The following is a 13,182-nucleotide window of genomic DNA, read 5'->3' as shown; positions in this document are numbered from 1 at the left end:
TGCCAATACTCGCGGCTCAACAGGCCGCGCCGACCAGGCGCACCGGTTGGGGGTCGCGGAGCTTTCTCCGTACTGACAGCCCGTACCTACGACACGGTCGAACAGGAGGTGGAGCACCGTGCAGGGACTGATCCTGCAACTCACCCGGGCGGGGTTCCTGCTGTTGTTGTGGCTGTTCGTGTGGGCGGTGCTCCGGACCCTGCGCAGCGATATCTACGCGGCCTCCGGCATCCGGGTGCCGCCGCGGACCCAAGGTGGTTCCGCGGTGCTCCCCTCCTTGCGCCGAGGCCAGAAGGGCGCCAAATATCTCGTGGTGACTCAGGGTTCACTCGCCGGCACCCGCATCTCACTCGGCACGCAGCCGGTGTTGATCGGGCGCGCGGACGACTCCACGCTGGTCCTCACCGACGACTATGCCTCCACCCGGCATGCGCGCCTGTCGCCGCGCGGGGAGGATTGGTATGTCGAGGATCTCGGTTCCACCAATGGGACCTACCTCGACCGGTCGAAGGTCACCACCCCGGTCCGAGTTCCACTCGGCACCCCCGTCCGTGTCGGTAAGACAGTGATCGAGCTGCGATCGTGACTCTTGTTCTGCGCTACGCCGCCCGTAGCGACCGCGGTCTCGTACGAGCCAACAACGAGGACTCCGTCTACGCGGGCGCGCGCCTACTCGCGCTCGCGGACGGCATGGGCGGTCATGCCGCCGGTGAAGTCGCCTCCCAACTGATGATCGCGGCGCTCGCGCATCTCGACGACGACGAACCGGGCGATGATCTGCTCGGCAAGCTCGATCGCGCGGTGCACGAGGGCAATGCCGCCATCGCCGATCAGGTCGAGGAAGAGCCCGAACTCGACGGGATGGGCACCACGCTCACCGCCGTCCTGTTCGCCGGGCGCAAACTCGGCCTCGCCCATATCGGCGACTCTCGCGCCTACATGCTCCGCAATGGCGAACTCACCCAGATCACCCGCGACGACACCTTCGTGCAGTCGCTGGTGGATGAGGGCCGGATCACCCCGGAGCAGGCGCACACCCATCCGCAGCGCTCGCTCATCATGCGCGCGCTCACCGGCAACGAGATCGAGCCCACCCTGGTGGTGCGCGAGTCCCGCGCCGGGGACCGGTATCTGCTCTGCTCGGACGGCCTCTCCGATGTGGTGAGCGATGAGACCATCGCCAACACCATGCGCGAGGGCAGCACCGACGAGGCGGCCGACCGGCTCATCGAATTGGCTTTGCGCAGTGGCGGTCCCGACAATGTGACCGTCGTGGTCGCCGATGTCATCGACCTCGACTACGGGCAGAGCCATCCGATCGTGGCGGGCGCGGCCTCCGGCGAGGATGACGACACTCCGCCGCCGAATACCGCCGCCGGCCGCGCCGCCGCCATGCGGCCGCCGAGAGCCGCCCCGCGCCGGGCCGTACAGCAGCCCGAGCCGGAGCCGCCGCGCAAGAGCCACAAACTGCGCTGGATCGCGCTCTCGCTGGCCCTGCTGGTCGCCATCGGCGCGGGACTCACGGTCGGCTACAACATGATTCGCAGCAACTACTACGTGGGCACCCAGGACGACAAGGTCGTGGTGCTGCGCGGACTGCCCGGTTCGGTGCTGGGCTATTCGATCCACGATGTGGATCAGATCGCCTGCGTCACCCGCACCGGTGAATTGCAGATCAGCGCGATCGGTTCCAGCTTCGGCGCGGGCTGCCGCGAACTGCGCCTGGTGGATCTCAAACCGACCGGCCGCGATTCGGTCAACAAGGGTCTGCCGCCGGGCTCCCGCGAGGAAGCCGGCAAGCAGCTGCAGGCGCTGACCCGCAATGATCTGCTGCCGCCCTGCGAGAAGGCACAGCCGCAGCCGCAGCCGTCGACGACTCCGCCGAGCACCCCGGTCGATCCGAACGCGCCCGTCACCACCACACCAGTCGTTCCCACCACCACCCCGGCCGCCGTGCCGGGTGGCGAGAACCATCCGCTGGAACCCCGCAAGACCGATCAGCCCACCCCCACCACTACGACCGCGCCGCAGCAGCCGGGGCAGAACTGCAGAGTGACGGACTGATGTCCGCACCGGCACCACCGTCCGCTGGGGCCTTTCCCAGTCCTCCGGGCGGATTCGCTCCCGCGCCCCCGCCGTCCACCCGGCGGAATGTGGAACTGCTGCTGCTCGGTCTCGCGGCGGTGGTCACCACGGTGTCGCTGGTGCTGGTGGAGGCCAGTCAGGAACAGGCGATCACCTGGGAGATCGCCAAACTGGGCGCGGCCTATCTTGCGTTGTTCGGGGTCGCGCATCTGGCGGTGCGCCGTTTCGCGGCGTTCGCGGACCCTTTGCTACTACCGATCGTGGCGCTGCTGAACGGTCTCGGCCTGGTGCTCATCCACCGGCTGGACCTGGCCGAGAAGCAGGATGCCATCTTCGCCTCGCAGCCCATCCCCTCCCCCGATGCGAACCAGCAGGTGCTGTGGACGGGGTTGGGGATGGTGGTTTTCACGGCCCTGTTGCTGCTGCTGCGTGACTACCGGACGCTGGCGCGGTACGCGTACACGCTCGGACTGGTCGGCCTGGTGCTGCTCGCCATCCCGGCCATCCTGCCGGATCGGTTCTCGCAGGTGAACGGCGCGAAGATCTGGATTCGACTGCCCGGCTTCAGTGTTCAGCCCGGTGAGTTCGCCAAGATCCTGCTCATCATCTTCTTCGCCGGGGTGCTGGTCGCCAAGCGCGATCTGTTCACCGCCGCCGGTAAGCACGTGTTCGGGATGGAACTGCCGCGCGCCCGCGATCTGGGCCCGATGCTGGTGGTCTGGATCGTCTGCGTCGGCGTGCTGGTGCTGGAGAAGGACCTCGGCACCTCGCTGCTGATCTTCTGCACGGTGCTGTGCATGCTCTACATCGCCACCGAGCGGGTCGGCTGGGTGGCGGTCGGCGCGCTGCTGCTCGGTATCGGATTCGTGTTCGCGTACAACGTCTTCGGGCATGTGCGGGTGCGCGTGGAGACCTGGCTGCACCCGTTCGCGGATTACAACAACACCGGCTATCAGATCTCGCAGTCACTGTTCGGGCTCGCCACCGGCGGGCTGGCCGGCACCGGGCTCGGCAGCGGACGGCCCTCACAGGTGCCGTTCGCCAAGACCGACTTCATCATCTCCGCCATCGGCGAGGAGCTCGGCCTGATCGGCCTGGCCGCGGTGCTGATGCTGTTCTGCGTCTTCGTGATTCGCGGTCTGCGCACCGCCATCGCGGTGCGCGACAGTTTCGGCAAGCTGCTGGCGGCGGGTCTGGCGTTCACCATCGCCATCCAGCTGTTCGTGGTCGTCGGCGGTGTCACCAAACTGATTCCGCTGACCGGTCTGACCACGCCGTTCGTCTCCTACGGCGGCTCCTCGCTGCTCGCCAACTACGCACTGCTGGCACTCTTGATCAAGGTGTCCGATGCGGCGCGCGCCCCGGCCCCCGTCCGTAAGCGGGCGCCGGAGCCGCTCGCGGACGCGCCCACCGAACTGGTACGGCGACCGAAGGGTGGTACCGCGTGAACACACCCCTGCGCCGGGTGGCGATGGCGGTCATGCTGATGATCGTCGCGCTGCTGATCAACGCCACCTACATCCAGGTGCAATTCGGGCCGATCGGCAAGGCGGACAGCCTGCGCAACGATCCGCGCAACGGCCGCGTACTGCTCGACGAGTACGCCCGCCAGCGCGGCCAGATCTCCGCGCAGGGCACGGTGCTGGCGAGTTCGGTGTCCACCGACGACCGGTACAAGTACCTGCGCACCTATCCGACCGATCCGCTGGCGTACGCGCCCGCGACCGGTTTCTACTCCATGCAGTACGGCAGCACCGGGCTCGAGCACGCCGAGGATTCGGTGCTGAACGGTTCGGACAATCAGCTGTTCGGGCGGCGCTTCATCGATATGGTGTCGGGCCGGGATCCGCGCGGCGGCAATGTGATCACCACGATCAACCCGGCTATGCAGAAGGTCGCGTACGAGCAGCTGACCGCCAAGGGCTACACCGGTTCGGTGGTGGCGATCGAGCCGAGCACCGGGCGCATCCTCACCATGGTGTCGACGCCGTCCTACGATCCGAACCTGCTCTCCGGTCACGACGGCGCGGCCGCCGCGCAGGCGTGGCAGAACCTGCAGTCCGATCCGCGTCAGCCGATGCTGAATCGCGCTGTGTCGCAGACGTATCCGCCGGGCTCCACCTTCAAGGTGATCGTGACCGCCGCGGCGCTGTCCAACGGCATCGCCAAGCCCGAGGATCAGTTGACCGCGCAGTCGCGAATCACGTTGCCGGACACCACGACCACACTGGAGAACTACAACGGCAGCCACTGCGGTCCCGGCGACGCGCCGACCGCATCGCTGACCGACGCGTTCAAGTTCTCCTGTAACACCGCTTTCGTGGACCTCGGTATCAAGGTGGGGGCCGCGAAACTCAAGGACGAGGCCGCCGCGTTCGGCATCGGAACCCATCCGAACATTCCGATTCCGTGGGCGGACAGCACGGTCGGGACCATTCCCGACGCACCGGCCCTCGGCCAGAGCAGTATCGGACAGCGCGATGTGGCGCTGACTCCGCTCGACAACGCCGTCATCGCCGCGACCGTCGCCAATGGCGGCGTGCGGATGCAGCCGCATCTGGTCGATCAGTTGCAGGCCCCGGACCTGAGCACCCTGGAGACCGTGAAACCCATGTCGGTCGGCCAGGCGATCAGCGCACCGGTGGCCACCCAGCTGACCAATCTGATGATCGAGTCGGAGAAGAACACCCAGGGAGGCACCCAGCAGCGGGGCTACCAGATCGCGTCCAAGACCGGCACCGCCGAACACGGCAACGATCCCCGCAATACCCCGCCGCACGCCTGGTACATCGCCTTCGCGCCCGCGCAGAACCCGAAGATCGCCATCGCGGTGATCGTCGAGAACGGTGGCGACCGCGCCCTGGCCGCCACCGGCGGTTCGGTGGCCGCGCCCGTCGCGCGGGCGGTGCTCGACGCCGGGCTGGGGGGCTGAACGGACATGACAGGGCAAGGTAGACAGGGTCGGAAATGCTGAACAACGGTGCGATGATCGCGGACCGCTACCGGCTGCATCGGCTGATCGCCACCGGTGGCATGGGCCAGGTCTGGGAAGCTCTCGACACCCGGCTGGATCGCCGGGTCGCGGTGAAGGTGCTCAAGGCGGAGTTCTCCGCCGACCCCACCTTCCGGCACCGCTTCCGCACCGAGGCCCGCACCACCGCGCAGCTCAATCATCCGGGTATCGCGGGAATCTACGACTATGGCGAGACCATGGACCCCTCCGGCGGCGAAACCGCCTATCTGGTCATGGAACTCGTACAGGGCGAACCGCTGAACGCGGTGCTCAGCCGGCTCGGGCGCCTGTCCGTGCATCAGGGTCTGGACATGCTCGAGCAGACCGGTCGTGCGCTTCAGGTCGCGCACGCGGCGGGCGTGGTGCATCGGGATGTGAAGCCCGGCAATATCCTCGTGACGCCGACCGGTCAGGTGAAGATCACCGACTTCGGCATCGCGAAGGCCGTGGACGCCTCCCCGGTCACCAAGACCGGCATGGTGATGGGCACCGCCCAGTACATCGCCCCCGAACAGGCCACCGGCGAGGACGCCACCTCCGCCTCGGACGTGTACGCGCTCGGCGTGGTCGGCTACGAGGCGCTCGCCGGGGAACGCCCGTTCACCGGTGACGGCGCGCTGACCGTCGCCATGAAGCATGTGCGCGAAGCGCCGCCGCCGCTGCCCGCGGATCTGCCGCCGAACGTGCGCGAGCTCATCGAGATCACCATGGCGAAGGATCCGACCCAAAGATTCGCCACCGGAGGCGAATTCGCCGATGCGGTGGCCGCGGTGCGATCCGGTCGCAGAGCGCACACCCCCGGCGGTGGCAATCCCGCCATCCCCACCGGTGCGACCAGAATCCTGCCGCCCGGTCCGACCATGATGATTCCGGGCGGCCGCGCCGATCAGGCCACCACCCGCTACGCCACCCCGCCGCAGTCGATGCGGCAGCCGCAGCAGCCGCCGATGACCGGTTCCACGGTCATGATGTCGGGTCCGCAGACGCCGCCGCCGGGTCCGCCGCGACCGATGCACGTCGGCGCGCAGGACGGCGACGGTGACGGCGGCCGTTTCACCAACTCACAGAAGGCCATGGCCGGACTCGGTGTCGGCGCGCTCATCCTGGGTGCGGCGGCCGCGGTGGTACTGCTCAACGGTTCCGGGTCCGAGTCGACCCCGACCACCCGCACCAGCGCCGTGATCGCGCCGCCGCCGGTGGTGACCACCACCACGACGGTGCCACCCACCACCACCCGGGAGAAGCCGGTTCCGCCGCCGCCCACCTACGATCCGACCACCGAACCGCCGGTCACCACGGTGCCGCCCACCACCACGGTGCCGCCGACCACGACGCCGCCGGTGACGACGACACCGCAGACCACCACGGTCCCCAAGACCACGACCGCGCCGACGACCACCAGTCGCGGTGCGCGTCCGCCGTGGGACCTACCATCATGGCCAGCGGTTCCCGGTGGCGCCCGGGGCTACTACGGAACGACGGAACCCAGTGCTCCCGCCCTCCCCCAAGGACAGTCATGACGACCCCGAAGAATCTCTCCTCCCGCTATGAGCTGGGTGAGATCATCGGCTTCGGCGGCATGTCGGAGGTGCACAAGGCGCGGGATCTGCGGCTCGGGCGTGATGTGGCGATCAAGGTGCTGCGCGCGGATCTGGCCCGCGACCCCACGTTCTATCTGCGCTTCAAGCGTGAGGCGCAGAACGCGGCGGCGCTGAATCATCCCGCCATCGTCGCGGTGTACGACACCGGCGAGGCCGAGATCGACGGCGGGCCGCTGCCCTACATCGTGATGGAGTACGTCGACGGCGATACGCTGCGCGATATCGTGCGCGGCAAGGGTCCGATGGCGCCCCGGCGCGCGATGGAGATCATCGCGGATGTGTGTGCGGCACTGGACTTCTCGCACCGCAACGGCATCGTGCACCGGGATATGAAGCCCGCCAACATCATGATCAATCGCGCGGGCGCGGTGAAGGTGATGGACTTCGGCATCGCGCGAGCGCTGGCCGACAGCTCCAACCCCATGACGCAGACCGCCGCGGTCATCGGCACCGCCCAGTACCTGTCCCCCGAACAGGCCCGCGGCGAACAGGTCGACGCGCGCTCGGACGTGTACTCGGTCGGCTGCGTACTCTTCGAAATCCTCACCGGCGAACCGCCTTTCACCGGTGACTCACCGGTCGCGGTCGCCTACCAGCATGTGCGCGAGGACCCCCGGCTGCCCTCGCATGTGCATCCGGGCGTGCCCCGCGAACTCGATTCCGTCGTGCTCAAGGCCATGAGCAAGAACCCGGCCAACCGGTATCAGACCGCCGCCGAGATGCGCGCCGACCTGATCCGGGTGCTGGGCGGGCAGAAGCCCACCGCGCCCATGGTGATGAACGACGAGGACCGCAACAACTTCCTCGACGACGATCTGCCGCCGCCGCGCTCCTACCGCACCGTCGAGCGCCGCGATGACACCACCGAACAGGAACTCGTCGCACCCGCCGACGGCGGCGGCCGCCGCATCGGACTGATCGCGGCACTCGCGGTCGGCATCCTCGCGGTCGCCGGTATCACCATCTGGCTGCTCGTCGGGCCCGGCAGCAAACCCGATCAGGTGGCCGTGCCGGAATTGTCGAATCACAATTCCCAGCTCGCGCAACGCGATCTGGAGAAGCTCGGCTTCAGCGTCGCCGTGCAGGACAAGGCGGACAGCAAGATCGCGCCCGGCAATGTGATCGCCACCCAGCCGCTCGGCGGCTCGCGCATCGACAAGGGCAGCACCGTCACCCTGCAGGTCTCCACCGGACCCTCCCAGGTCGCGGTGCCGCGCCTGGCCGGACTCACCCAGCAGCAGGCCGAACAACAGCTGAATTCGGTGGGGCTGCGGCTGAATTCGGATGTGAAGCGGGAAGCGTCCAGCGTCGACGAGAAGGACAAGGTCACCAGCCAGAGTCCGGGCGAGGCGCAGAAGGTCGACTCCGGCGGTCAGGTCACCATCACCCTCGGTTCCGGGCCGGAGAAGGTCCGCGTCCCCGATGTGGTCGGGCAGCAGATCGATGTGGCGCAACCGAATCTGGCCGACAGCGCGGGCTTCAAGGTCAGCGTGCAGGAAGTGCCCAACAATCTGCCCAAGGGCACCGTGATCGGCACCAATCCGGCCGCGGGCACCATGGCGGACAAGGGCTCCACCGTCACCGTGCAGGTCTCCACCGGCGATAACGTGCAGATGCCGAGCCTGATCGGGCTCACCCCCGCACAGGCTGTGGATATCCTGCGGCAGCGCGGCTGGAACGGGCAAATCACCCAGAACACGCAGAGCACCCTGGACGCCAGCAGCGTCGGCCGGGTCATCGCCCAGCAGCCGACCGCGGGATCCTCGATCGCCAAGAATCAGACGGTGACAATCACGACCGGCGTCATCTCGCTCGGCCCGCCGTGACAGACATCCGGGACTGACGGAAATCGGGTTGTGGAGAAGTTATCCACAACCCGATTTTCTTGTTGAAAAGCTGTCTACAGGCGCAGATGCCGGTTCATCGACATGGCTTCCGCAGCGAGATCGGCCAGTTCGACCACCTCGACACCGTGCTCCCGCAGTTTCTCCACACCCTGGCAGTTGTCCACAAACGTGCCGGGCTCGCGCCAGGCGATGACCACGCGCCGAATGCCCGCGGCCAGAATGCGATCCGTACAGGGCGCGCGATCCTTGCTGCCGCGCAGCGAACACGGCTCGAGCGTGCTGTAGATGGTCGACGACGACAGCCGATCGTCATCGGGTTCCAATTTGTTCAGCGCGGATTCCTCCGCGTGCACCTTGTCATCGGTTTCGCGGGACCAGCCGTGGATGATCTCCACCCCGTCCGCGCCGACGATGACCGCGCCCACCGAGAACGCGGTCGCACTCGGCGGGCACAGTCGCGCCAGGCCGATCGCGTGCCGCATCCAGCCGCGATCCGAGCGAGCCTCATCCGACATCGGAATCCTCCTTCGGCAGATAGCGCAGTACCGCGATATCACCGATGCGGCCGACATCGGCCAGTCGCATGCGGTGCCCGGGACCACCCGGGAAATCGGCGGGCCCGAGAAAACGGGGTGCGTCCGGATCACCGACCACGATCGGTGCGACGGCCATACTGATCTCGTCCACCAGATCGGCGGCCAGGAACGCGGTGTGGATGGCACCGCCACCCTCCACCATCAGGCGGCCGACACCCTGGCTACCGAGGTCGTCCAGCAGCGCGGCGAAATCCACTGTCGCGCCCAGGGATACGACCTTGGCCAGCCGGTCGAGACCGTGCCCGATGCGTTCGGCCCCGGAATCGGTGGTGTAGACGATTCTTTCGCCGCCGCAGTGCCACAGTCGGCGCGCGGGATCGAGATCGCCTGTCGCCGTGACGATCACCCGCAGCGGATACTCCGGTTTCCCGGCCGCGACCCGCGATATCCGCCGGTCCGCACTGTTGACCAGCAGGCGCGGATCATCGCTGCGCAGGGTGCCCGCGCCGATCAGAATCGCGTCCGACTCCGCGCGCAGCGCGTCCACCCGATCGAAATCGGCTGCGTTGGAGAGCAACAGCCGATCCGGTCCCGCATCGTCGATATAACCGTCGATGCTGACCGCGACCGACAGCAGCACATGAGGCCGATCTCGACCGGCACTCATACCAGCGCCGCGACCTCCGCCTCGAGCGTGCGCACCAGACCCTCCGCCGGGCGCTCCCCGACCTGACCCAGCCAGTTCGCGAGCATCCGATGCCCGCCCTGGGTGAGCACGGATTCGGGATGGAACTGCACGCCCTGGATCGGCAGGGTGCGATGCCGCATGGCCATCACGATCCCGGATTCGGTGCGGCCCAGCACTTCCAGCTCGGGCGGCATGGTCTCTTCCAGCACGGTCAGCGAGTGATAGCGGGTGGCGGTGAACGGATCGGGCAGTCCGGCCAGCACGCCCGCGCCGACGTGGAAGACCTCGCTGGTCTTGCCGTGCAACAGTTCGGGGGCGCGGGTCACGGTGGCGCCGAACGCGACACCGATGGCCTGATGGCCCAGGCACACCCCGAGCAGCGGGCGCTCATGCCGGGCGGCGGCCTTGACCAGATCGATGCTGACGCCCGCGCGTTCCGGCGTGCCCGGGCCGGGACTGATCAGAACTCCGTCGAAGTCCTGTACGACGGCGTCCACATCGGCGAGTTGGGGATCGTCATTACGCCAGACGACCGCGTCCACGCCCAACTGTCCGAGATACTGGACCAGGTTGAAAACGAAGCTGTCGTAATTGTCGACGACCAGTACACGCATGATTCGAGAGTAGTCACCCGGCTCGCTCGCGTCGCACGCAATACCATCGTTTATTCCCCAAGGGCGGCTCGCGCCGGGAGCGCTCGAGTGACCTGGGATAATGTCTACCAAGACCTGCACGCCGAAACTGAGGACGTCATGCCCAAGTCGAAGGTCCGGAAGAAGACCGACTACACGATCAACCCGGCCAGCCGCACGCCTGTGAAGGTGAAGTCGGCCGGCCCGTCGCCGGTCTGGTACGTGTCCATCATGCTGGGGTTCATGCTCGCGGGCCTGGTGTGGCTGCTGGTGTACTACCTGGCGGCGGACCACATCGGCTGGATGAGCGACCTGGGCGCATGGAACTTCCTGATCGGGTTCGGCCTCATGGTCGTCGGCCTGATCATGACCATGCGCTGGCGATGAGCTCCTTACACGAGTGTTATTCATACACACCTGTGGATGACCTTGTGGACAACTCGAGGACAGAGTGGGGAAAGTGACCACCGATCCCCAACTCTCCTGGTCCACACCCCCGGCGGCGCTGGTCGTCTGCGGTCTCGGCGGTCTCGTCATGGCCGTGGCGGCCGTCGTCACCAGCGATAACGCGGGCCGGTTGCTGATCGGCCTGGCCGCCCTCGGCCTGCTGTTCCTGGCCGCGATGGGACTGCGGCAGCGACCGCGCCTGGCCGTCGAACCCGGGCCCATCCCCAAGATCGTGGTCCGCGGCCTCACCGGGCCGCGGTTCTACACACCCGATCAGGTGCTGCGCGCCCGCATCGTGCAGTACCGCCGGCTCGGCCGGCGCATGCCCATGCTGGAAATGGATGTGCGGCACGACGGCGAAGAGCGGCTGATCATCTTCGGCCGCTGGGATCTGGGCGCGCGCCCCGAGAGCGTGCTCGACTCACTGCGCCCGTACCTGGTGCATCAGTGAGTGCTGTGACCCCGCGTCGGTACAGGACCCGGCGCTAGTACAGCGTCGGCGCGCCCAGCACCGTCACCAGGACCGCGATCAATCCCACCACCGCCACCGCGATCCAGCCGATCCGCATGGCCGTCGCCGGTGTGCTCGCCTTCAGCCAGCGCGGCAGATACAGGATTCCGCCCGTGGCCGCGGTACCGGCCAGCAGCCCGCCCAGATGCGCCCAGATCGAGATCCCCGGCACCGCGAACGTGATGATCAGGTTGATCACCAGCAGCACCAGGATCTGAGTCAGGTTCTGCCGCGTCCGCAGCATCACCACCGCCACCGCGCCGAAGATGCCGAAGATCGCGCCCGACGCGCCCGCCGACGCCTGCAACGGATCGGACAGCAGCGTCACCGCGGCCGAACCGCCCAGCAGCGACACCAGATACACGCTGATGAACCGCGCCCGGCCCAGCGCGACCTCGCAGTAGGGGCCGAGCACGTACAGCGCGAACATATTGGTCAACAGGTGAATCGGGCCGATGTGCAGGAAGCCGGAGCCGATCACCCGCACCCATTCGCCGTGCCCGACCAGCGCGGGCACCAGCATCCAGTCCCGGAACAGCGCGGAGAACTTGTTGTCCACCACGCTGTGCGCCTGAATCGCGGTGACCGCGAAGACGATCACGTTCGCGGCGATGAGCGCCCAGGTGACATACGGTTCCGGGCGTTTACCCTGCACCGCGCCCGCCTGATTGCGCACCGGCCGCACATCGGCGCGGCCCTGCTGCACACATTCGACGCAGTGCTGTCCGACCGCGGCCGGGGTCAGACATTCCGGGCAGGCGGGACGTCCGCAGCGGCTGCATCCCAGACCGCCGGTGGGCCGATCGGGATGCCGGTAACAGGTCGGGGCGGGCTGCTGCGGTTGCATGTCGAATTCTCTTCGGCTCGGACCGGATTCAGGCGATGCTGATCTTCTCGATCACGATCTCGTCCTTGGGACGGTCATTGCGATCGGTGGCGGCGTTGGCGATCAGGTCGACGATCTTGCGCGACTCCGGATCCACCACCTCGCCGAAGATGGTGTGCTTGCGGTTCAGGTGCGGCTGCGGGCCGACGGTGATGAAGAACTGCGAACCATTGGTCGCCGGACCGGCATTCGCCATGGCCAGCAGGTAACCGCGGTCGAAGCGCAGTTCCGGATGGAACTCGTCCTTGAACTCGTAGCCCGGGCCGCCGCGGCCGGTGCCGGTCGGATCGCCGCCCTGGATCATGAATCCGTCGATGATCCGGTGGAAGACCGAGCCGTCGTAGAACGGGCCCTCGGTGCCGCCGGAGGCGTTCTTGGTCTTGTACGGGGCGGTGCCGTCGGCCAGGCCGAGGAAGTTCCGCACGGTCGCGGGAGCGTGGTTACCGAAAAGCGCGACCTTGATGTCGCCCTGATTGGTGTGCAGCGTCGCAACAGCAGTCTGATTCGGTGAGGTCACGCGACCAGCCTAGAGCCCGGGGCGAGAGGGGCTCCGGCGCGGCACACCCAGCGGCGGCCAGCGACCGCTTCCTGTGATTCCCTGCCCGAATTCGGGCACATATGTTGGCGAAACAAGATCCATCAGGCAAGCTCGGACCGTGACTGACGGGGTTCCGGCCGATCTGGTCCGCCATGTGGCGGCATCCACCGGGCTGCCCGAGGCCGTCGCGGCCCGGGTGGTCGCCGACGTCACCGGATACTTCGGCGAGACCGCGGAGGAATTCGTGCGCCGCAGGCACGCCGAACTACAGCGCCGCCAGGTGCGCAATGCCGAGATCTGGCAGCGCATCGCGACCGAGCTCACGCAGCGCCCGGTCGCCGCCCCCGAATTCACCGAACGGCAACTGCGCCGCATCGTCTACGGCTAGCCGGCGGCTA

The 13,182-nt window shown here is 67.5% G+C and carries 14 protein-coding genes; 9 read left to right on the top strand and 5 right to left on the bottom strand.

Annotation, left to right across the window (positions count from 1 at the left end; translation table 11 throughout):
* Nucleotides 1–118 precede the first annotated feature (118 nt).
* From AB0L82_RS17235 to pknB, 6 genes are read left to right on the top strand one after another with little or no spacing between them, the layout of a single operon-like run.
* Nucleotides 119–586, top strand: coding sequence for an FHA domain-containing protein (locus AB0L82_RS17235; RefSeq protein WP_364636871.1), 468 nt, complete (start codon nucleotides 119–121; stop codon nucleotides 584–586).
* Nucleotides 583–2,064, top strand: coding sequence for a PP2C family serine/threonine-protein phosphatase (locus AB0L82_RS17230; RefSeq protein ID WP_364636869.1), 1,482 nt, complete (start codon nucleotides 583–585; stop codon nucleotides 2,062–2,064). Before AB0L82_RS17235 ends, AB0L82_RS17230 begins: the two co-directional genes overlap by 4 nt.
* A complete protein-coding gene (locus AB0L82_RS17225; protein ID WP_364636867.1) occupies nucleotides 2,064–3,533 on the top strand; it encodes an FtsW/RodA/SpoVE family cell cycle protein in 1,470 nt (489 codons plus the stop codon). Before AB0L82_RS17230 ends, AB0L82_RS17225 begins: the two co-directional genes overlap by 1 nt.
* The gene (locus tag AB0L82_RS17220) at nucleotides 3,530–5,017 is read left to right on the top strand and encodes a penicillin-binding protein 2 (protein ID WP_364636865.1); all 1,488 of its coding nucleotides are present in this window, start codon (nucleotides 3,530–3,532) and stop codon (nucleotides 5,015–5,017) included. Before AB0L82_RS17225 ends, AB0L82_RS17220 begins: the two co-directional genes overlap by 4 nt.
* A gap of 35 nt (nucleotides 5,018–5,052) precedes the next feature.
* Nucleotides 5,053–6,618, top strand: a complete 1,566-nt coding sequence (locus AB0L82_RS17215; protein WP_364636863.1) for a protein kinase — start codon at nucleotides 5,053–5,055, stop codon at nucleotides 6,616–6,618.
* A complete protein-coding gene (gene pknB, locus AB0L82_RS17210; protein ID WP_364636861.1) occupies nucleotides 6,615–8,525 on the top strand; it encodes a Stk1 family PASTA domain-containing Ser/Thr kinase in 1,911 nt (636 codons plus the stop codon). The genes AB0L82_RS17215 and pknB overlap by 4 nt, the downstream gene beginning before the upstream one ends.
* A 74-nt stretch (nucleotides 8,526–8,599) precedes the next feature.
* Here pknB and AB0L82_RS17205 read toward each other — a convergent pair whose 3' ends face one another.
* Genes AB0L82_RS17205 through AB0L82_RS17195 form a run of 3 tightly spaced genes read right to left on the bottom strand, consistent with a single transcriptional unit; the run spans nucleotide 8,600 to nucleotide 10,384 of the window.
* Nucleotides 8,600–9,061 (bottom strand): dCMP deaminase, encoded by a 462-nt coding sequence (locus AB0L82_RS17205; RefSeq protein WP_364636859.1) that lies wholly within the window; start codon nucleotides 9,059–9,061, stop codon nucleotides 8,600–8,602.
* On the bottom strand, nucleotides 9,051–9,749 hold the full coding sequence (locus tag AB0L82_RS17200; RefSeq protein ID WP_364636857.1) for a dihydrofolate reductase family protein: 699 nt from the start codon (nucleotides 9,747–9,749) through the stop codon (nucleotides 9,051–9,053). The genes AB0L82_RS17205 and AB0L82_RS17200 overlap by 11 nt, the downstream gene beginning before the upstream one ends.
* Nucleotides 9,746–10,384, bottom strand: coding sequence for an aminodeoxychorismate/anthranilate synthase component II (locus AB0L82_RS17195; protein WP_364636855.1), 639 nt, complete (start codon nucleotides 10,382–10,384; stop codon nucleotides 9,746–9,748). The genes AB0L82_RS17200 and AB0L82_RS17195 overlap by 4 nt, the downstream gene beginning before the upstream one ends.
* Nucleotides 10,385–10,522: 138 nt before the next feature.
* Between AB0L82_RS17195 and crgA the strand changes: the two genes are divergently transcribed.
* Nucleotides 10,523–10,789 (top strand): cell division protein CrgA, encoded by a 267-nt coding sequence (gene crgA / locus AB0L82_RS17190; RefSeq protein ID WP_364637946.1) that lies wholly within the window; start codon nucleotides 10,523–10,525, stop codon nucleotides 10,787–10,789.
* Between the two features lie 73 nt (nucleotides 10,790–10,862).
* A complete protein-coding gene (locus AB0L82_RS17185) occupies nucleotides 10,863–11,300 on the top strand; it encodes a PH domain-containing protein (RefSeq protein ID WP_364636853.1) in 438 nt (145 codons plus the stop codon).
* A 34-nt stretch (nucleotides 11,301–11,334) separates the two neighbouring features.
* On the opposite strand, the gene AB0L82_RS17180 is transcribed toward AB0L82_RS17185, so the two are convergent.
* Nucleotides 11,335–12,207 carry a rhomboid family intramembrane serine protease gene (locus AB0L82_RS17180; protein ID WP_364636851.1) on the bottom strand — a complete coding sequence of 291 codons (873 nt, stop codon included), beginning with the start codon at nucleotides 12,205–12,207 and terminating at the stop codon, nucleotides 11,335–11,337.
* Nucleotides 12,208–12,235: 28 nt separating this feature from the next.
* Nucleotides 12,236–12,763, bottom strand: a complete 528-nt coding sequence (locus tag AB0L82_RS17175) for a peptidylprolyl isomerase (RefSeq protein ID WP_364636849.1) — start codon at nucleotides 12,761–12,763, stop codon at nucleotides 12,236–12,238.
* 139 nt (nucleotides 12,764–12,902) lie between these two features.
* Here AB0L82_RS17175 and AB0L82_RS17170 point away from each other — a divergent pair, with 139 nt between their 5' ends.
* On the top strand, nucleotides 12,903–13,172 hold the full coding sequence (locus AB0L82_RS17170) for a hypothetical protein (RefSeq protein WP_364636847.1): 270 nt from the start codon (nucleotides 12,903–12,905) through the stop codon (nucleotides 13,170–13,172).
* The last annotated feature ends 10 nt before the right edge of the window (nucleotides 13,173–13,182 follow it).

This window comes from Nocardia sp. NPDC052001 (genome assembly GCF_040680615.1).
GTDB lineage: Bacteria > Actinomycetota > Actinomycetes > Mycobacteriales > Mycobacteriaceae > Nocardia.
Note: the sequence above shows the minus strand (reverse complement) of the source record. Positions and strands in the feature narration are given on the sequence as shown.